Source organism: Mycolicibacterium stellerae (assembly GCF_003719305.1).
GTDB lineage: Bacteria > Actinomycetota > Actinomycetes > Mycobacteriales > Mycobacteriaceae > Mycobacterium > Mycobacterium stellerae.
Genome location: NZ_RARC01000010.1, coordinates 25,951 through 46,193, shown reverse-complemented (window position 1 = coordinate 46,193; position 20,243 = coordinate 25,951). Strand labels below are relative to the sequence as shown.

At 64.8% G+C, this 20,243-nt stretch carries 16 protein-coding genes; 5 read left to right on the top strand and 11 right to left on the bottom strand.

What is annotated here, in order from left to right:
- Positions 1–421: 421 nt before the first annotated feature.
- Positions 422–1,543 (bottom strand): NAD(P)H-dependent flavin oxidoreductase, encoded by a 1,122-nt coding sequence (locus D6M19_RS14625; RefSeq protein ID WP_123025955.1) that lies wholly within the window; start codon positions 1,541–1,543, stop codon positions 422–424.
- Positions 1,543–3,201 (bottom strand): medium/long-chain-fatty-acid--CoA/3-oxocholest-4-en-26-oate--CoA ligase, encoded by a 1,659-nt coding sequence (locus tag D6M19_RS14620; protein ID WP_123025954.1) that lies wholly within the window; start codon positions 3,199–3,201, stop codon positions 1,543–1,545. The genes D6M19_RS14625 and D6M19_RS14620 overlap by 1 nt, the downstream gene beginning before the upstream one ends.
- 87 nt (positions 3,202–3,288) lie before the next feature.
- On the opposite strand from D6M19_RS14620, the gene D6M19_RS14615 reads away from it, so the two are divergent.
- Positions 3,289–4,098, top strand: coding sequence for a crotonase/enoyl-CoA hydratase family protein (locus D6M19_RS14615; RefSeq protein WP_123025953.1), 810 nt, complete (start codon positions 3,289–3,291; stop codon positions 4,096–4,098).
- Between the two features lie 32 nt (positions 4,099–4,130).
- Here D6M19_RS14615 and D6M19_RS14610 read toward each other — a convergent pair whose 3' ends face one another.
- From D6M19_RS14610 to D6M19_RS14595, 4 genes are all read right to left on the bottom strand, one after another.
- The gene (locus D6M19_RS14610) at positions 4,131–5,528 is read right to left on the bottom strand and encodes an NAD(P)/FAD-dependent oxidoreductase (RefSeq protein WP_123025952.1); all 1,398 of its coding nucleotides are present in this window, start codon (positions 5,526–5,528) and stop codon (positions 4,131–4,133) included.
- Between the two features lie 6 nt (positions 5,529–5,534).
- Complete coding sequence (locus D6M19_RS14605; RefSeq protein WP_123026086.1) at positions 5,535–6,146, bottom strand: undecaprenyl diphosphate synthase family protein; 612 nt, start codon at positions 6,144–6,146, stop codon at positions 5,535–5,537.
- 56 nt (positions 6,147–6,202) lie between these two features.
- The gene (locus D6M19_RS14600; protein WP_123025951.1) at positions 6,203–7,723 is read right to left on the bottom strand and encodes a sugar transferase; all 1,521 of its coding nucleotides are present in this window, start codon (positions 7,721–7,723) and stop codon (positions 6,203–6,205) included.
- A 142-nt stretch (positions 7,724–7,865) separates the two neighbouring features.
- On the bottom strand, positions 7,866–8,582 hold the full coding sequence (locus tag D6M19_RS14595; RefSeq protein WP_206428531.1) for a GAF domain-containing protein: 717 nt from the start codon (positions 8,580–8,582) through the stop codon (positions 7,866–7,868).
- 107 nt (positions 8,583–8,689) lie between these two features.
- On the opposite strand from D6M19_RS14595, the gene D6M19_RS14590 reads away from it, so the two are divergent.
- Positions 8,690–9,847 (top strand): glycosyltransferase family 4 protein, encoded by a 1,158-nt coding sequence (locus D6M19_RS14590; protein ID WP_123025950.1) that lies wholly within the window; start codon positions 8,690–8,692, stop codon positions 9,845–9,847.
- Between the two features lie 17 nt (positions 9,848–9,864).
- A complete protein-coding gene (locus D6M19_RS14585; RefSeq protein ID WP_234834859.1) occupies positions 9,865–11,319 on the top strand; it encodes a glycosyl hydrolase family 28-related protein in 1,455 nt (484 codons plus the stop codon).
- Here D6M19_RS14585 and D6M19_RS14580 read toward each other — a convergent pair.
- From D6M19_RS14580 to D6M19_RS14565, 4 genes are all read right to left on the bottom strand, one after another.
- Positions 11,306–12,523, bottom strand: coding sequence for an O-antigen polymerase (locus D6M19_RS14580; RefSeq protein WP_234834873.1), 1,218 nt, complete (start codon positions 12,521–12,523; stop codon positions 11,306–11,308). The two genes, D6M19_RS14585 and D6M19_RS14580, sit on opposite strands and share 14 nt — an antisense overlap.
- 107 nt (positions 12,524–12,630) lie before the next feature.
- Positions 12,631–13,797, bottom strand: coding sequence for a hypothetical protein (locus D6M19_RS14575; RefSeq protein ID WP_123025947.1), 1,167 nt, complete (start codon positions 13,795–13,797; stop codon positions 12,631–12,633).
- 26 nt (positions 13,798–13,823) lie between these two features.
- Positions 13,824–14,945, bottom strand: a complete 1,122-nt coding sequence (locus D6M19_RS14570; protein WP_123025946.1) for a glycosyltransferase — start codon at positions 14,943–14,945, stop codon at positions 13,824–13,826.
- A complete protein-coding gene (locus D6M19_RS14565; RefSeq protein WP_123025945.1) occupies positions 14,942–16,192 on the bottom strand; it encodes a hypothetical protein in 1,251 nt (416 codons plus the stop codon). The genes D6M19_RS14570 and D6M19_RS14565 overlap by 4 nt, the downstream gene beginning before the upstream one ends.
- 257 nt (positions 16,193–16,449) lie before the next feature.
- On the opposite strand from D6M19_RS14565, the gene D6M19_RS14560 reads away from it, so the two are divergent.
- Entirely contained in the window at positions 16,450–18,411 is a 1,962-nt protein-coding gene (locus tag D6M19_RS14560; protein WP_234834858.1) for a cellulose biosynthesis cyclic di-GMP-binding regulatory protein BcsB, read from the top strand.
- A 21-nt stretch (positions 18,412–18,432) separates the two neighbouring features.
- On the opposite strand, the gene D6M19_RS14555 is transcribed toward D6M19_RS14560, so the two are convergent.
- Positions 18,433–19,653, bottom strand: coding sequence for a cytochrome P450 (locus D6M19_RS14555; protein ID WP_123026084.1), 1,221 nt, complete (start codon positions 19,651–19,653; stop codon positions 18,433–18,435).
- Between the two features lie 73 nt (positions 19,654–19,726).
- Here D6M19_RS14555 and D6M19_RS14550 point away from each other — a divergent pair, with 73 nt between their 5' ends.
- A complete protein-coding gene (locus D6M19_RS14550) occupies positions 19,727–20,242 on the top strand; it encodes a DUF3558 family protein (RefSeq protein ID WP_123025944.1) in 516 nt (171 codons plus the stop codon).
- The last annotated feature ends 1 nt before the right edge of the window (position 20,243 follow it).

The window sequence follows — 20,243 nt, the reverse complement described above, 5'->3', positions numbered from 1 at the left end:
GTCCTCAGTTCCCCCGAATGTCGTCGATGCGCCTGGTCGTCTCGGAAGTTCAGAGCCCGCTCATGAACTCCGCGAGCTCCTTCGGTCGCGAGAGAAACGGCGAGTGGCCGCCGGGGAATTCGATGACATCCGTCCTGAGGCGTTCACCGGCGATGATTCGAGACCACGGGGGGATTCACCATTTTGTCCTCGGCACAAACGATGTAGGACGTGCGGACTTCGGGAAACGCGGACGAAGGCGCTCGAAAGCTGACGCCGCCGTGTCGTCGTCGCAGTCGCCGAACATGTGAAATTTGGCCAACCGCTTGTCAATCCACGCCCGGCGACCTTCGGAGTCTCTACGTCCAAGGCCCGGGTGCTCGTCGCCTGGAATGTCGGCAATCGCGGTCGCCCCATGCACCAACGCGAATGTCGACATCGCCTAGCTCCGTCGGATGTCGTCCAGTCTGCGAGTGGCCTCTTCGAAACCCGTCACCAATTCGGCGATGATGTCGGCGACCGGCCGGATCTCGTTCATCCTGCCGACGATCTGGCCGACCGGCATGGCGACGGCCGTCGGATCCGACGACTCGCTCATGCGCTGATGCGCCTCGCTGACAAGGATGTTCTGCAGCGGCATCGGCAACGGCTCGGGCGCATCCGGCGCATCCCAGGCATCCGTCCACCGACTCTTGAGCAGCCGGGCGGGCTTACCGGTGTAGATGCGCCGACGCACGGTGTCCGCCGACGTCGCGCCGAGCAGCGCCTGCTGGATCACCGACGTGCCCGCATCGGTGCGCACGCCCAGGTCGTATTCGGCCGACGTCAAAAACGCCGACCCCATCCACACGCCCTGAGCGCCGAGCGCGAGCGCGGCCGCGACCTGCCGCCCGGTTCCGATGCCGCCCGCGGCGAGCACAGGGGCCCGACCATCAAGGGCGTCAACGATTTCCGGCCACAGCACCATCGAACCGATCTCACCGGTGTGGCCACCTGCCTCGTGGCCCTGCGCGACGACGATGTCGACACCGTTGTCGACGTGACGCAGCGCGTGTTTGGCACTGCCCGCCAGCGCCGCGACCGGAACACCGGCACCGTGGACCTGGTCGATGACATCCTTGGGCGGGGAACCGAGCGCGTTGGCGATCAACTTGATCGGATGCCGCAGCGCCACCTCGACGTGTGACCGGGCCACCGAATGCAGCCAGCCGAGCACGCCCGCGGAGCGCTCCTCGTCGTCTGGCAGCGGCGGCACCCCAAGATCGGCGAGCGTCTTGTCGACGAACTCGCGGTGCGCCTGCGGGATCAGCTTGCTGATGTCGGCGGACGTGCCTTCGGTGGGAATCTTGGCGGGCATGACGACGTCGACACCGTAGGGCATGCCGTCGGTGTTCGCGTCCATCCAGTTCAGTACGCGCTCGAGGTCGTCGGCATCGTTGAACCGGACGCAGCCGAGTACGCCAAGCCCACCGGCCTTGCTGACCGCGGCAGCCACCTTCTCCGATGGGGTGAAGACGAAGATCGGGTAGGTGATGCCGAAGCGGTCACACAAATCGGTGTGCATCAGGACGGCGCCCCGGCGTGTTTGGCGTGCGCGTCGTCGGCCGGACGCTCCTCGGTGGTGTCCTTGGCCCAGCGGTAGTCGGGCTTGCCTGCCGGAGTGCGGTGGATCTCGTCGACCCACCAAACCTTGCGCGGCACTTTGTAACCCGCGATCTCCTGCCGCACGAACGTGTCGAGCTCGGCCAGCGTCGGGTTGGTCCCGGGGCGGCGGTGCACCACCGCGGCGACACAGTTGCCGTAGCGCTCGTCCGGCACGCCGACCACAAGCGCATCGAAAACGTCGGGGTGGCCCTTGAGCGCGGCCTCGACTTCCTCGGGGTAGATCTTCTCGCCACCGCTGTTGATGGACTGCGACCCGCGGCCGAGCATCGTGACGCTGCCATCGGCGTCGACCTCTGCGTAATCGCCGGGGATCGCGTAGCGGACGCCGTTGAAGGTCTTGAAGGTCTCGGCGGTCTTCTTTTCGTCCTTGTAATAGCCGACCGGGATGTTGCCCTTCTTCGCGATCAGCCCGCGTACCCCGGAGCCGGGTTTGACCTCGTTGCCATCCTCGTCGAGAACGACCGTGCGATGGTCGATCGTCACGCGCGGCCCGCCGGTGTGCGACTGACCTTTTGCCACGATGCTGGTGCCCCCGAAGCCGGTTTCGGATGAGCCGATGGAATCGGTGATGATCCGGTCGGGCAGCAGTTCGAGGAACTTCTCCTTGATGCTCGTGGAGAACAACGCGGCGGTGCTCGCCAGCAGGAACAAGCTCGACAGGTCTGGTTGGTGGCCGGCGCCGTGAAGTTTGGTCAACGCGTCGAGCAACGGGCGGGCCATCGCATCTCCGGTGAAGAACAGCAGGTTCACCTTGTGCTTTTCGATCGTTCGCCACACGTCGTCGGCGTCGAATTCCGGTGCAAGCACGGTGGTTTGGCCGGAGAAGACCGACATCCAGGTGGCCGACTGGGTGGCACCGTGGATCATCGGCGGTATCGGGTAGCGGATCATCGGCGCATTCTCTGCGGCGGCCTTGGCCAGGTCGTGCTCGTCGGAGACGAATTCACCCGTGGCGAAGTCGGTGCCACCGAACAGCACCCGGTAGATGTCCTCGTGACGCCACATCACGCCCTTGGGGAAGCCGGTGGTGCCGCCGGTGTAGAGCAGGTAGATGTCGTCGGCGCTGCGCTCGCCGAAATCGCGTTCGGGCGACCCTTCCTCGAGCGCCGCATAGAACTCGACACCGCCGTAGCGTTGGTAGTCGTCGTCGCTGCCGTCTTCGACCGACAGGATTGTTCTGACGTTCGGCGTCTCGGGCAGCACGTTGGCGACCCGGTCGGCATACCGCCGTTCGTGCACCAACGCGACCATGTCGGAGTTCTCGAAAAGATATTTCAGTTCGCCCTCGACATAGCGGAAGTTGACGTTGACAAGGATGGCGCCCGCCTTGACGATGCCGAGCATCGCGATGACGATCTCGATGCGGTTGCGGCAGTACAGGCCGACCTTGTCGTCCTTCTTCACACCCTGGTCGATCAGGTAGTGCGCAAGGCGGTTGGCCTTCTCCTCCAGCTGCGCGTAGGTCAGCTGGTCGTCGCCGCAGATCAGGGCGACACGGTCTGGCACGGCGTCGATGGCGTGCTCGGCGAGGTCTGCGATGTTCAGGGCCACGGACACCAAACTAGAACGTGTTACATTTTTCTTCAAGCAGCACAGTGTGACAAGGTCTTTTTGTGGCATCGATGCAGGAAGGCGGACTTATCCGTGAGCGACGGAGAAAACCCGGAAAAAGGGCCCGACGCGCTCATTGAGCAGCGCGGACACACCCTGATCTTGACGCTCAACCGCCCGGAGGCGCGCAACGCGCTCTCCACCGAGATGCTCTCGATCATGGTCGAGGCCTGGGACCGCGTCGACAACGATCCCGAGATCAGGACCGCCATCCTGACCGGGGCTGGCGGCTACTTCTGCGCAGGAATGGACCTCAAGGCGGCGACGGCAAAGCCGCCTGGCGACTCGTTCAAGGACGGCAGCTACGACCCGTCACGCATCGACGCCCTTCTGAAGGGCCGGCGGCTGACCAAACCATTGATCGCGGCGGTTGAGGGACCCGCGATCGCCGGCGGCACCGAGATCCTGCAGGGCACCGATATCCGCATCGCGGGCGAGAGCGCCAAGTTCGGCATCTCCGAGGCCAAATGGAGCCTGTACCCGATGGGCGGCTCCGCGGTGCGGTTGGTCCGCCAGATTCCCTACACCGTGGCATGCGATCTGCTGCTGACCGGACGGCACATCACCGCTACCGAGGCCAAGGAGATGGGTCTGGTCGGATACGTCGTCCCCGACGGCTCGGCTCTGGCGAAGGCCCTCGAGATCGCCGAGGTGATCAACAACAACGGCCCGCTCGCCGTGCAGGCGATCCTGAAAACCATCCACGAGACCGAAGGCATGCACGAGAACGACGCGTTCAAGATCGACACCAAGATCGGCATCGAGGTGTTCCTTTCCGACGACGCCAAGGAAGGCCCGTTGGCGTTCAAGGAGAAGCGCGCGCCAAACTTCACGATGAAGTAGACGAAGTAGATGAAGTAGGCGCCGAGCGCGCTCTACCTCCTGAGCAATCCGGCCTCGTGATACCGACGATCCGTATTCACCTGCCACGGATCGGCGTCCTCGCCGAAGTATCGGGCGACGCTGTACATGGCACTCAACATCGCGTGGTCCTGGTTGTCGTAGCGGTGCATGCCGTTGCGCCCCATCGGGTGAAGGGAGGGGTAGGTTCGGCGCAGGAAATCACGAATTCGGGCAACGCCTCTTTCACTGGCGGGGTCCGAGATCGGATATGCGAATCGCGAGCGCACGACCATGACCCGCTCGACTGCGGAGCTGTCGATGCCGAGCGCGCGAAGGTCTTGTTCGACAACGCTTTTCAAGCGCTCGTCGTCGGCCGACCATAGTTCTCCGTCCTGGCCGACAAAGTACTCGAATCCCAGGTACGTGCCGTCCCAGCCGGCCGGCGAAAGTCCCGTCGACCACAGGCCGTAATTCTGAATTCGACCCACTTGAAGGCCTTTACCGGGCGTGTAGACCCAGTTGTAGGGAATGTCGTAGTGCTTCCGAAGGGCGACGGCCACCGTTATCAGCGAGCGGTGCCGCAGGGCCGCGGCCATTGCCCGAATGTGTTTCGGTGGCTCGGGCTCCAGGACGCCGACAAGCGACCGCAGCGGAATGCTGGAAAACACGGCATCTCCGGGCACGGTTTGGCCGCTCTGCAGCTCGACGGTCCAGGTTCCGCCGTCGAGCCGGGCCTTGACCACCGGCGAGTTGAGGGCGGGGACGACTCCGTCGTGCGCCAGCTTCGCCGCGGCGGCTTCCCAGAGTTGGCCGGGCCCGCGCACGGGGTATTGAAAGACGTCCTGGTCGGTTGAACCGTGCTCTGGTGGCACGCGCCAACTGATCGGCCTTATTCGCTGGTTCGCCCAATCACTCGTGATGTCGTCTGGGTCGGCCAGCCATGTCTTGCGGACATATCCGTCGAAAAACATGGTGTACCAATAGCGACCGAATTCGTTGGTGCCCCATTCGCGGAAGCTGGCCGAAGCGTCAACGGGGCGCATTCCGCGCCCAGCTCTGGCGCACAACAGGCTGCCGAGACCGTGCATTCCGCGCCGAAAACCCATTTGGGTCAATAGGTCGCGGCCGACGAGCGGGTACCGCACATATTGGTCTGAAACGAGCATGGCGGAGCGCCGACGGACGGAGATCCATTGGTCGGGCGGAAGCAGGGATTTCCAGAGGTCCAAAACCTCTTCATTTCTGGTGAAAAACCGGTGACCGCCGGGATCGACCCGCCAGTCACCGTTGCTCGGTGTGCGGGCCAGGCCGCCGACGTTGGCAGACGCCTCGAAGATGCGGGGCGTCACACCCCTTTTCGCCAGCCGGAGCGCGGCGGTCAGCCCCGCGGGACCGGCGCCGATGATCAACGGGTTTCTCTTCGACTCCATCACAAGCTACTGACCGCGTCGCTGCGGGAAGCGTCGATAGTCACCGACGAGTTCGTCTATGTGCCCCCCGGTGAGCTCGTTGAGCGGCGTCGTCAGAAAAACCAGCTGGGCGTACTGACTTTGCAGCGGCAAGAATCCACTGAGCAACGGCTCGGGCGACGTTCGGATCACCAGGTCGACGTCTCCGATATCGAATGCGGCGTTGATATCGCAGCCTTCTCGCTGCGCTTTCGAGAAGGCAGTACGTAGTTCGTCGCGCGCGTCGTACGCGGCGAGAATGTTGATTCGGAAATCGTCACCGCTCATTGCGGTTTCCGCACCGTGCGCAGCAGCGCGGTATCTCTCCGGGAGCAAGTTCCGATCGCCGTGCACGCGCACGCTGCACGTGGCGGGATCGAAATGAGCAGGAACCAACGTGGTGAGAAAATGGACCGAGGCCGTGTACACCGCGTTCAGCTCGGTGTCGTTCCGCGCCAGATTCGCGCGGCTCAGGTTGTACACCGAAACGGTCTGCACACTGTTGCGTTGCAGCGCAACGAGAATTTCAGCGACCTTCTCCGCGCCGCGCAGGTACGCGTCGGTCAGGGTGGTGCCATGCGCGTCGGCCCAACGCCGCATCCCGTCAGGAATCAAACCGACATGCGCTGGTTCATCGCTCACCCGGCAACCGACGATCAATCTTCCGCGCTCTTCAGCACCGCCAACACGGTCAGCGCCAAAATCTTCAGATCGAGGATCAACGACCAGTTCTCGATGTAGTAATTGTCGAACTCGGCCCGATCGGCGATCGAGGTCTGCCCTCGAAGTCCGTGCACTTGAGCCCAGCCGGTGATGCCCGCCTTCACCCTGTGCCTCTCGCCATAGCGCCGCACTCGCATTTCGAACAGGTCGACGAACTCGGGCCGCTCCGGCCGCGGACCGACCAGGGCCATGTCTCCGCGCAGCACGTTGAGCAGCTGAGGCAATTCGTCCAACGACGTCTTACGCATGAACTTGCCGACCCCAGTCCGCCGATCGTCTCCTTCCACGCCGCCGGGCGCCGCCCCCGCCTGCAATTCGAAGCCCGCCTTCGCACTGTCCAGAGGCCGCATGCTGCGGAACTTCAAGCAGTCGAAGACCACGCCGTCGCGCCCGATCCGCTGCTGCCGGAAGAAGACGGGGCCGGGGGAGCTGATCTTGACCAGGAGCGCGAGGCCTAGGAACAGGGGTGAGATGAGCAATAGCCCCAACCCGGCAATCGTCCGACCCAAGGCATGCTTGACCGCAAACTGCCAACCCTTGGGATCGACGTGGCAGAGCTCCATCAGAGGGATGCCGCCCAAGTGCTCGACCCTGGCGTGGGCGCCGACCGCGTCCATCAGCCGAGGCACCACCCGAACCCGCAGCCCGAGCTGCCGCGCCAGCTGGGCGGTATGCGCCAACTGCTCGTCAGGCAACGGCGTCGACGCGATGATGAGCTCCTCGGCGCGGGTGGCGCGCGCGGCGCTTTCAAGATCGTCGACGGATCCCAGGTAGGGCAGGTCGAGCAATTCCGCGTCTTGTGGCCGCACGTGATCCAGCACGCCTGCGGGCCACAGGCCGTAGTCGGGCACCTGACGCATCCGCGAGATGAGCTGATTCACGACAGGACCGGAGCCGACGATAAGCACAGGCGATCCGACATGGAACCGCCGCCGCAGGTAGCGGTTGATCATCGATCTGATCAGGCGGACCGCGGGTATCAGAATTGCCGCGCCGACCCATATGTGCAAGACCAACTCGCCGGGGCGGAGGTACGACTCGACCGTTTCGCCAGGGTCAGGGGGAGGCACGACCAGCAAAAGGACCATCAACGTCGCCAGAGCCGACAGGGCAATCGACGTCTCCACCGGCTCGAAGTCGTCGAGAAATCGGTGGTTCAGCCGTTCTCGGTACATCGTCCGGGTGGCCAGTATGGCGACGACGATCGGCACGAAAATCCACGACCACATGGCGAGCTCTCCGACCGCGTCCGAAAACCACTGCGCCAGCGCTACCGCGGCAGATGCGTACAGCACGTCGACCGCCACGGTGATCAGCGAATACACCGGGTCGGTGCGCACGCGCTCGACCCAGCGGGGTGGTGCTTCTCGAACGGGCTGCGTCGCGGCATTCGGTCCCGGCACGGCCGGGCGGGCACTGGGCGGGTGAACCGCCACGCCTGTGTGTAACTGCATGCGGCACGCCCCCGGACCCCTGTTACGGACTAACTCTCAGTATCGCTGGGGCGCCCGTTTAAATCGAAATGAGTCGGGTGTGAAAATTTGCCCAGCTTTCACGAAAATAACTATTTGCGATGATAGCTGAAGTTGCCGCGTTCTAGGTTGGATCGGGCTCAGGACCGAAAATCCGGTCAGCGGCGAGCGCCGCGAGATCGCTGAGCAATTGAACGTGTCCTGGGCCCCACAGTCGTGGCTTGGTGTCGAATACGCACAGCGTACCGATGGCGTTTTGGTTGTGATCGGTCAGAGGTATACCGAGGTAGGTGGCCACGATACCGCCGCGGACCAGCGGATGGTTCTTGAATACCGGGTCATTTCGCGCGTCTTCGAGAACAAGCGGCTTGCCGTTTGCCACGGCATATTGGCAGAAGGAATGCTCCAGCGGCATCTGTCTTTCCTGCACAGATAAATCGCCCAGCCCGACCACGCTCTTCAAGAATTGCCGGTCGACATCCACCAAGCACATCGCTGCGATCGGTGCATCCAGGGCGTCGGCGGCTGCCCGAGTGTTCCGATCGTAGATTTCCTCCGGAGGGGAATCCAGCAGCCCGGTGGCATACAGAGAACGCAGCCGGTCGGCGTCCGCCAACACCCCCGATACGCTGGGCATCGAAGTCTGGGCAAATACGCCGGATTCGGCGAGGTGGATCAGAATTTCCTTGACCAACGGGCCGTCGGCCTGCCTCTGGTCGGCCACCATCTGTGCTGCCACCGCGCGGGCCACGTAAATATCGACGTCCTCGCCGGCTTCGCTCGCTCGCTCCACGAGCCGGTGGTTGAGCCAATCGTCGAACGCTGGCAGCCCGCTGGTCATTCACCTACGGTATCCGAATTTCGCTGGAGCGAGCATAACCCGTGCACAAATACGGGTGGGCGATTAGCGACGTAGCCTGGAGTCACACCACGCAATCGGGGGCGGACATGACAGACGCGCGGACAAGAGCCCACCCAGTCGATCTACTGTTCGATGCTCGACATATCCGACGAAGCGGCATCGGTACCTACATCCGCACCCAACTTCCCCTTCTCGAGGAGGCGGCGGCTCGCCACGGTGTCTCACTGGCCGTGCTGGGAGACGCAGATACCCTCGCCGGGCTTCGGCCGAGCACTGGGGTGGTGCACGCATCTCCACCGTCGGCGCCGATGTACTCTCCCGCCGAACAGCTGGTCTGGCACCGTGCGTTCGCCGAGGCGCTACCCCGTGCGGTATGGCTGCCCCACTACACCAACCCGTTGGCCCGGTTGTTGCCCGGTAATCGCCGGATGCTCGTCTATGTCACCGTGCACGACGCCATCCATCTCCTGCCCCGCTGCGTCAGCGGACAGAATTGGGCAGGCCGCTCGTATGCGCGCGTGATGCTGGGTGCAGATGCCCGGGCATGTCGCCGAATCTTCACACCGTCGGAAGCGACCGCGGCGGCGTTGAAAGAGATCACGCGATCGGCACAGGTGATGGTGACGCCGATACCTGTGGATGAGATCTGGTATGAGCCTGCCGATCCGAGTCTGTCGCCGGTCAGCGGCCCCTTCCTGCTGTACATCGGAAACACCAAGCGCTACAAGAACTTACCGCTTCTGTTGGAAGCGTTCTCCGACATCTCCCACACCATCCCGCACAAGCTGGTGATCGCCGGAGGGGGCGCCTCGCTGCGGACGCTGGACGAACGGGTCCGCGGCCTCGCCGAGGACAACCGGCACCGGGTTCTGCTGATCGGGCAACTCGACTTCGCGGCCCTGCGTGCGCTTGTCGCGTCCGCGGACCTGCTGATCATGCCGTCCCTGCATGAAGGTGCCGGTTTGCCGCCGTTGGAGGCCATGGCATCGGGCACGGCGGTCTTGTCGTCAGACATCCCCGTCCTTCGGGAGACGTGCGGCGACGGTGCAGACTATTTCGACCCCCACGACCGTGCGGGATTGGCGAATGCGATGCGCGCGTACTGCGTTGACGACGCGGCGAGAACCGAGTTGGCGGCGCGAGGCCACGCTCATGTTGTCAGGCGTCAGCACGGGATTTGCGCGACCGCCGCAGCCGACGCGATATGTGCCGATCTCGATCTGGTCGGCAGCCGAACGAGATGATGTCGAGGCGCACGCTTGTGGCCCTCGCGCCTGTCGCGGTGGCCGCGGCCGTCTTGCTTGGCCGGCAGCGCGACGGGCGCATCGTCGTCGACGTCTCGAAGTTCGGCGCCAGGGGTGACGGGGTCACAGACGATTCGCAGGCGATTCAGGCCGCGGTCGGATTCCTGCGATCGAAGGACACGCTGTATTTTCCGCCAGGGATATATCGATTCGCGCAGCGGCACCCGACCGGAGCGGCGGCCATCGCGATCACCGGTGTCTCCGACGTCGAGATCGAGTTCGCCTCCGGTGCCGAGCTTTTCATGGACAACCTTGATCCGACCGCACACACCGGCACCAGTCACGGTCTTCTGGTTCGTGGACCGGCATCGCGAATCTCGTTGCGCAACGTGAGCATCCGGTGGGCGGCCGGTGCGAAGCGGTCGCTCGGCGACGGTATCAGGGTGGTCGGCTGTCCCGACGACGGCGACTCCCCGCCGGTCGGCTGGTCAGGGCCGCGGGCGCCCGTTGCCGGGATAAACCTGGCGGACTGTGTCGTTCGCGGCAGTCCGCAAGCCGGGGTGGTCATGTTTGGCGTGTCCGGCATCGACGTCGCTGGATTGCGGGTGGCCAACAGCCAGGCAGACGGACTACATTTCAACGCCTGCCGCAGAGCCAGGATCGACGACTACAGTGCCGTCGACACCGGCGACGACGGGATGGCGCTCGTGACATATTTCGCTCGCCGGTTCTCGTTCGACGATGCCGCGCATACGTTTTCGTTTCCCGTTCTCACCGACTGGTCCAACGCCGACTTCGCCATCAGCAACGTCAGCATCGTCGGCGGCAAGGCGAACGGCGTCCGTATCGCGGGAGCACATCGGGTCACCCTCACCGACCTCAGAGTCGCCGGGGTGCAATCCGGCTCGGCGGTGATGGTCGACTCCGCCGAACCGGGCTCGGACGTGGGCTGGAACTATGTGGCCAGCCGCGCCGTGCGCGCCGAAGGTGTCACTGCGGCCGACTGCGACACGGGTGTGCACCTCCTGGCCAGACCGGGAGCGTCCGGTGACGTGCGGTTCAGCGACTTCGACGTCAGCCTCGACGACACGAAGTTCGACGGTTGCCACAATTGGTCGGTCCGGGCGGAGTCACTGACCGATCACAAGGTGAGTGGCCTTCGGATACGAAACTGCGCCATCTCATCCGCGTCGACCGCAGGCGGCAACGGCGGGGTCGGGATCGCCAACGCAAACGGGATCTCTCTGCGCAACGTCTCGATTCGTCACGCGGAGCGGGTCGTCGCCCTCAGCGCCGTGAACACCGGCCAGCTCGCGGTCGAGCGCCTGAGCGTGACGATCGGCAAATCGGATCAGCAGGCGGTCAGCGCCCCACCGTGCCTGTCGCTCAACGGATCCGATCGCGTCATCACCGACGTCACCTTCCTGGAGATCACCCCGGCGCTCGGCGACGCCGCGATCAACTGTCGGTAGCCGGCGGACGTCTGGTGGCCAGGAAAGCACTTGCCGCCGTGAGCAGCAACAGGAACAAGACAATCCCGTAGATCAGGATCTGCACACGCCATACCTCCAGGAAGCAGTACGCCAATACGCCTGAGGACGCGGCGATGACTGGGCTGAAACTGAGCATGCGCGCGAAGGCGTAACCGGCGAACCCGTAGGCCAGGATGGTGTAAAGCCAGCCCCATGTCCCGTACACGGAGTAGGTGTCGGCGAACACGGAGTTGGTGAAGAAGTTACCTGCGAACGTCACCGAGTAGCCATACGTCGATGCCTGTTTCCAACTGTCGTCCTTGGCGACCTTGTTGAACTGCAGAAAGGTGGGCTGCACGGCGCTCAGCGATGTCGATGCGCCGCCTCGGTTCTCCCAGGCGCCACGGGCCACCGCATCCGACACTCCGAGGGAGATTTGCGCAGGGACGGCCAGGTACGCCCCTGTCTGGTACATGTTCATCGCAACCGGATTCGACACACCGGCTTCTCGGTAATAGTTCGCGTTGCGCACGTAGTTCAGTGCGGTGAGCACAGCGAACCCACTGAGCGCGATCAGCGTGATCGCGATCCACTTGCGTGTCTGCGATCGGCTGCCCGATTGGCGCGGGCCGCGGCTTCGCACCCAAGCGGCCAGATAAACCGCGCATGCCATCAGCAGTGCAAGCCGCGAGGCGATCACGGAGTTGGCGATCAACAGCAGCATCCCAACAGCCATGTACGGCCACCCGATGATTTTCTTGCGCCAGAGGTGCACGCCGATCGGCGCAGCAAGGATGGTGGCGTACCGCAGCGTCTGCACCCCGGCAAAGCCCGAGAGCGAATTGGAGAAATCGTTGGCGGTCTGTTCGCTTAGCGAATCGACGACGGCGGTGACACCGCCGACCTTCACGAACGAGTAGGCGACACCGACGGCGCCGGCAGCCAGCAGGATAAAGAAGTAACGCCGCTCGAACCAGACGGTGTTCGTGCGCTCGTTGCCGATCGCAGGGCGTGACCTGTGTGTGCCGAGCCAGAAACCGACCGTCGACACCATCACGATCGCGCAGTACCAAAGCAGGAGCAGCGCGATGCCCCGGCCGCTCACCGCGGCCGGGGCCGAAAAGCCGTTCAATGCCTCCGAACTGGTCTGGGCTTGGCCAAACTGTTGCCTGGCGGTCAACGCCCCCCACGCCAAGAATGACATCGCCACCGGCGCCAGAATCAAGACGCCGGGAGAGAACCACGCCGGGGCTTGAAAGGATGCTGCAGCGCTTCGCTGCGCGGATTGGACGCCGTTGTCGGTGAGCATGGCTAGCTGAACCGTTCGCGAAGCGGTCGAAGCCCGAAAGTCGCCGCATAGTCCGGCGCGTCATTGACCGCCGCGCGGTGGTAGATGAGGGCGGTGATCATCTCGGCAACGGCAAAGGCCAAGAAGATCGCGGTTGTGGTGTGCCAGACGAGAAGGAAGGCCACGCCGATCACCAGATAGATGAGTGTGCTGATGCCGCGAATCCAGAAAACGAGCACGGTTTGGCCCGCCTTGCGCAGCGCGGCGAACGGCACAGTCGACAACAACATGAAGCCCTTCCAGAGGAAGGCCAGCAACAGCGCCGCGACGCCGACACCGCTCCACGCCGGACCGAAAATCAGGCTTCCAAGGCCGCCAAGGGCAGCGATCAGGACCAGAGCCATCGCGGCGCCGAAGACCGCGACGAACGATACGAGTTCGCCCCGGTGTCCGTGAGCGAGCAATCGGTATCTGCCATACGCCAGAATCGGCTCCAACGCGCCTGCGACGGTGGAGATGACCCGAAAAGCGACCGAGGCTGCCGGTCCGATCATGACCAAGACCAGGGAGGTGATCGCGGGCTGAACGGCACCGACGACCGCCGTCTCCGCGGTGACCCAGCTCGACCTTCGAATATCTGGCGGAAACCCCATGGACGGCAGTGTCTTTCGCGGTTGATAACGGATGAGAACCGCGAGCAGAGCCCCTGTCGCCAGCACCCGCACGGCGTGCGGGTGGTGCTGATCAGCCATCCAGAGAGCGACCAAGCTGGCGGCGATCAACGCCGACGCCGCGAAGCCTTCGCGTTTCCAGTCGCCACTGACCACCCCGATCGACCTGGCCATCAACAGGCCGGTCATCACCCCGATGGAACTCGCCATCAGCACCGAGGACGGCGCGACGCCGGGTCCGATCATCAACAGCGCGCAAGAGGCAACGGTGAACAACACCACCCACAACGGCACGCCGAGCTCGCCGTCGGCGTCCGGGGTCGCCAGGCGCCCCTCGACGATGAAGGCGTTGAACAGTTGCGCGACATACACGCCGACGGCGAGCGCCAGTGCGAGAAACCCCTGGGTCTCGATGGGGGCGATACGCGCATAGATGGCAATGAACATTGCCGGGAAGACGTTCAGGGCGAGCCCGGCGACGACCTGTACCCCTGTGTGCAGATGCCTGGTGTCAGCCACAGCCACACCAGATCGCAGCTGGGAGGTCAATCATTTCGGCGGCTCGCGACCGCTTGCGCTACGACCTCGGCCATCTTGCGGCGGAAGACGTCGGGCGAGAACTGTTCTGCGTGCAACCGGATCTTGACGGGATCGAACTGGCGGCCGTCGAAGGAGACGAACTTCTGCGCGAGGTCACCCACCACCTCGGCGTCGCTGGCTCCGGCGACGAACGATCCGGTGAGGCCCTCGACGACACTGTCGAGAGCGCCGCCGACCCCGAGCGCGATCACCGGTGTGCCACATGCCATCGCCTCGACAGGTGTGATGCCGAAGTCTTCCTCGCCCGGCATCACCATCGCCTTCGCCCGCCGGTACAGGCTGCGGAACTCCTCATTCGACACCCGACCGACGAAGGTGATGTCACCGCCCGCAGCCAGCTTTTTGCATTTGGCGGCGTCTCGGCCGTCACCCGCGACCACCAGTTTCACACCGGACTCGACGGCCGCTCTGATGGCGATATCGGGGCGCTTGTAGGACACCAACCGTCCCGCGAGGAGGAAGTAGTCACCGCGCGGCGCCTCGGATACCTCCGGGGTGTAGAAGTCGATGTTCACCGGGGGGTGGACGATCTGTGACTCGCGATTCCAATGGCGCCTGATTCGCTGCGCCACCGCGGTGCTGTTGGCGACGATGGACGTGATCTCCTGGGCAGCGGCCAGCTCCGTCTTGATCGCCACCCGCGACAGCGCATCGAGTGCGAGGCGACCGGGCCACGACGTTGCCTCTTCGATTCGCATTTTCTCGTCCCAGGCCCATCTGGCCGGTGAATGCACGTAGACGATCGTGGGTACGGGTGTCGCGGCGTGGACGGCGGCCGCGGCGAAGGCGTGATGGCTGATGATCACGGCATCCGCCGATCCGAAGTCCCGGCGTCTCAACCAGGCCGGCACAAGCGGAAGCAACGGTGCGTAGCTGCGGTAGCCGACCGTGCGGTAGGCCGACGACAGCGGACCGGTTTGCACACGCCCGGCGAACGACGCGCTGACGCGTGGGTCGACGATGGGAATACTGATCGGCGCGTCCGGCCACTCCCGGGAGAGCTCGGCAACGACGTGCTCAGAACCCGCGACCTCGGTCAGTCGCTCGTGCACGATCGCGACCCTCACCGCGGACCCCGAACCTTTCTGAATCTCACGCCCCGACCGCGGCGATACGTGAACACCGCGACCACCGGGGCAGTACGGGATGTGGCCGCCGAACACAGCGCCAACGCCTCTGCGACGGTGTCGGCTTCGAGTCGGGCGACGAGCACGATGTCGGTGGCGGTGCCGATCACGTCGGGGGTCAGCACCGAGTCGCCGACGGCTCCGCCCGCGACGACTCGTGTCGTGGGCGGTTCGGCCGAGGTCGGCAAGCAATGTTGTCCCGCCGGGGTCGCCGCGGCCGCCCCCGGCTGACTTTGCGCCGCCGCGGTCTCCAGCAGCGATGCCACCACGGCGCTTCCCGATGACGACGAGGCGCCGATGACGAGGATCACGCGAGTCGGCCCGGCGGACGGACATTGCGCATAGAGGGTTGTTGCGAGCCGGTTCTGATCGTCTGCCCAGGCGTCGCGGGCAGGTATGTCGAGGTCAACGACGGGCAGCAGGACACCGTCGACATTTTCGGCCATGATTTTCGCCAACGACCCGCGGCCCGAGCGCCTGCGTCGAGCCAGCAGGACCGCCGCTACGCCCGAACCGCCCACCAGCGCGCCGAGAAAGACCCCGATGACCCACTGGTGGGAACTCGGATGGTTCGGAGTGGGCGGCTGCACGACGCTCAACGCGCCTGCCGCGGCCGCTTGGAGCTCGACGCTCTCGCGCGCTCGCTGGAGTTCCTGCATCCGCGTTGGGTCCGCCGCGTCGCGCTGCTGCCACTCGGACAACGTGGGCAGGATCGTCCGCAACTGTGCGTCGACGCGCTGCGCAAGCTCTTGCCCGTAGAGGTCGATGGCGGTCTGCACCGTTCTGATGGCCTCGTCGGATTCACCGCTGGCGCTGATGGTCACCACCGACGACTCGCCTGCCTGCGCAACGTTGAGTTTCGCCGGCTCGTCCATGGCCAACTTCCCGGCCACGGCCGCAGCGAATCCCTCGCCGGACATGAGGGCGATTTCCCCAGCGACGAATTTGGCTGTGTTGTCCTGGTTGTCGGGGGTGATCTGACTCGCCCCTGCAGCGAGTGCGGTGAGATCGGCCGGATCTTGGAGCCGCAGAAAAGCTGTCGCGGTGGTGTCGGTGGCCAACGCTGCGAATGCCAACCCGCCGATGAGCGCGCCCGCACAGAGCCCGATGACAGCGCCGATGAGCAGCTTCGTCATCACGAAGCGATTCTCGAGCGACGAGATCAGGGCAATCGCGGGCGCGGACACCCTCGACACGTTGGCAGACAACTCTGCGGCGCTCCGTCCTGACCTTTTGAGGTCAACAGTAGACTCGCCGGGCCGTTTGCCGCGCAAACGCTCGATTTTCGGTGTGCAGCGCCGGCATGGCCTCCAAGCGGCGCGCCCGCAATCGCCTAGACCCGTGGCGGCACCGCGCGGTTTACGCGTAGGGTTTGCCAGTAGGGGGGCGACGTCAGGATGTCATTCGGGCGCGCTCATTCGGGGCGGGAGCGACGGTGTCTCTTGTGAGGCGTTGCACGATCCGGCGAACCGTCACCACAACCGTCTGCCTGTTGATATCGGCGATGTTGGCGACTGCACCGGGCGCGGCCTACGCCGACCCGCTGAACTCCGACCCCGCGGCAGGCGCGGAGGTGACCTTGCCATGGCCGACGCTGGGGCTGCCCGAGGCGATCACGTTGGTGGGCGCCAACGCCAATCAGGACTTCACGGTTCCGGTGCCAACCGGGTTCACCGCGAGAAGGCTGCGCGGACTCATTCATGCCCCCGTCGACTTCGGTGCCGGCTTCGTGGAGATCAACGACGGCAGGGGCAGATTCCTGACAACGGTGGAGCTGCCTGCTGTGGCGCCGGACCAAGCCGTGGTGCCTTTCGACGTAGACATCTCAGCGGCACAGGTGAGCGCATCAGCCGTCGGACTGTCCTTCACAGTGCGCGAAGCCGGGCTCCCCCCGGAGCAACGGTGCGGCCTCGGCGAGCGGCTGGACATCAGCGATCTCTCCGTGGTGTTCGCCGGAGACGAACCCGCGCCAACGACGATTGCGGCTTTCTTTCCTCCTGTCCTGCAGCGGCTCACGATTTACGCACCTGTCGACGCCAACGGCGCCGAACAGCAGGCGGTACTCACGCTGGCATCGGCCGTCGCGCGCATGTACCGGCCGCAACCGACGGCGATCACGGTCGTCAATCAGCCGCGCGGTGCCACGCCCCCGCCTGCGCCTCAACTCACCCGCGCCATCGTGGTCGACAGCGGTGACGCTGGACTCAATGTCGTCAAGCCGGGCAAGGCCGATGTCTACCTCGCGTTGACCGGACGCGGCGACCAACTCAGCGATCAGGCGTCCCTTGTGGTCAACCGACTCCAGTCCTTGGCGCAGGTCCCGAACGCACGTGTCGACACGGCAGGCGCGGACCGTGACTCCCCCTCGGACGAGCTGAGCTTCGGCCAACTGAATCTCGATGGCAAAAGCCTGGTGTTGCGGACGTCCAATCTGACGGTGGGAGTCGACCGATCCGCGTTGGGGGCCGGGCGCGTCGACCACCTGCAAGCGCATCTTCTCGCCACCCATACGCCGGTCGCGTCCCTGGACTCCGCCAGCGTCACGGTCAGTGTGAACGGCCAGGCCGTGTACACGTCCCCGCTGAACGACAGTGGCCACGTCGATGCCGTGTTCGACGTACCCACCGAATTGCTGAAGCAGAGAATAAATTTCGAGTTCGACCTGACGTTCAGCCCGCGCCAGTTGTGCAGCCCGACAATTGCGCCGTTGACTTTCCAGCTCGACCCTCGGTCGACGTTGACGATGGGACGCGGTGGCCGGCCCCTTGGGGGGTTCAGCGCGGCGCCGTCCGAGTTCAGCCCGCAGTTCCTCGTCGCGCTCGACGGGACCAACCCCAACCAACTCGACTATGCGACCCGGGTGGTGGCGGACATCGCGCGACTGACCGATACAGCGTTGATGCCGCGCGTCGTCGACGTCAAGGCCGCGGCCGACAGCGGCACCGGCGCGGTGATCGTGGCGAACGCCACGACCCTCGGGCCGACGGCGATGCGCCCGCCGATTGGCGGGGAAAGCTCCGACGTCCGGGTCGACCTTGGCAAGGAACTACGCGCCGACATCAACAGCGGTTTGGGATCGATCCAGGTATTCGCCGACCAGCCTCGCAACCGCACGGTCGTCCTCGTCACGACCAGCGGAGCGTGGTCGCTCGTCGAGCCGCTCTTCGGTTTCATCGATCAGTTGCCAGAGGGCTGGTCCAGCCTCGACGGCGATGTTCTTGCCGCCGGCCCTGAGGGCACCGTGACCAACCTGTCGATCGCACCCGCCGACATCCCTTCGCCCTCAGCCGAACACGCGACCAACCGGCCAACCTTGCTGGCAATCGGTGCAGGATGCGTCGTGCTGGCCGCGCTCGGGTTGGGTGCAGCGCTTTGGTGGCGCCGCTCCCGCGGCACCGCGGTGTAGGCCGGCGAACGGATCGCTCGGCTACCGAGGGTCTCCGTGTTGGCCTGCGTCATTGTGTGGCCTGGTTGGCGTGAACGTCACCGGCATGCGCTCAAGTCCGCTGACGAAGTTGGCTGGGCGAAGCGGCAATTCGTCGTCGTTGGCCAGCCGCATGTCCGGCAACCGCTTCAGCAGCCGTTCCTGCATCAGCGAAAGCTCAAGGCGGGCCAGCTGATTGCCCAAGCAGAAATGGGTGCCGAAGCCGAATGCAAGATGGTTATTCGGGTAGCGGGTTATGTCGAAGCGCTCGGGCTCGTCGAACACCTTCTCGTCGAAGTTGGCGGACTCGAAGAGCAGGATCATCTTCTCGCCCTTCTTGAGTCGGGTGCCGTGGAACTCGGTGTCGGCGGTGACCGTGCGGGCCATGTTCTTCACAGGGGCGGTCCAGCGCAGCATCTCTTCGATCGCGTTGGCCAGCAGGTCCAGGTCGTTGGTCAGGCGCTGGTGCTGATCGGGGTGACGCAATAGCTGTCGGGTGCCACCCGACAGCGTGTGACGGGTGGTTTCGTCACCGCCGATCAGCAGCAGCAGCACCTCGGTGACGATCTGGTGGTCTTCGAGCTTCTCCCCTTCGACCTCGGCGTGCACCAGGACGCTGACCAGATCGTCGGTCGGCTCGGCTTTGCGCGCGGCGATCATGCCCATCATGTATTCGGTGTACGCCGCGAACGCGTCCATCGTGACCTGCATCTTCTCGGGATCCGCAGTGCTGCTCAACGCGCCGACCAGGTCGTCGGACCAGCGCAGGAACATCTCGCGCTCTTCGGGACGCACGCCGAGCATGTCGCCGATGACCGCCATCGGCAGCGGGGCGGCGATGTCCCAGACGAAGTCACACTCCCCGCGTTCGCACACCGCATCGATCAACGTGTCACACAAGGAAATGATGGATCCCTCAAGGTCTTTCACGCGCTTACGGGTGAAACCGGAGTTGACCAGCTTGCGCCGAAGCAGGTGCTGCGGGTCGTCCATCTCGATCATCATCTCGACGCCCGGTTGGTCGGGCCTGATGCCGCCGGCGTTGGAGAACAGCTCGGGATTGCGTTCTGCCTCGATCACGGCCGCGTACGTGGCGGCGGCGGCGAGCCCGTTGCGATCCCGGAACACCGGCTCGTTTTCGCGCATCCACTTGTAGACGGACCGGGAGTCGCCCGCGTAGAAGTCGCCGTCGGTCAGGTCAACGTCTGGTCTGGTAACTGTCATGCCTGCCTCCATCGGTTGATAAGGGAATCTAGACGACCCGTCAACCGGGCCATCTGCATTACCGTGATTCCGCATGGCCGCCAGCAGAGCTACCTTCGCCGTCGCCGCGCTCGCGGCCGGCGTCGCCCTCGTCGCATGCGGCGCCGACAAACCGCAAGCCTCCGATGCGTCGTCGCAGTCGAGCACGCCACCCGCCCCTGGCTCACCCATCGACGCGTGCAAGCTGCTCAGCAGCGACGACATCGCCAAGCTGCTCGGTAAGCCGGCCGACGGCAGGTCCATCGGCGGGAGCACCGATGCGCCCGCCTGCACCTGGGAGAACCGGGACACCTACGAGTCGGTCACCGTGGAGATCGGCAATCCCGGCACCGCGATCAACGGAACGCTTCCACCACCCGAGCCTGGCTTCCCCGAGGTCGGCACACCCGGCCCGGACGGCATGCGCTTCCTCGCCAGCGGCATGGTCGAATTCCCTGCCGGTGGTCGCTCGAACACGGTGCAGGTCGCAGTTCTCGCACTGATGGGCCAGGACGCCGACAACGCGGCCGTCGACCTGGCCCGCAAGATCGGCGCCCAACTGCCGCAGTAGC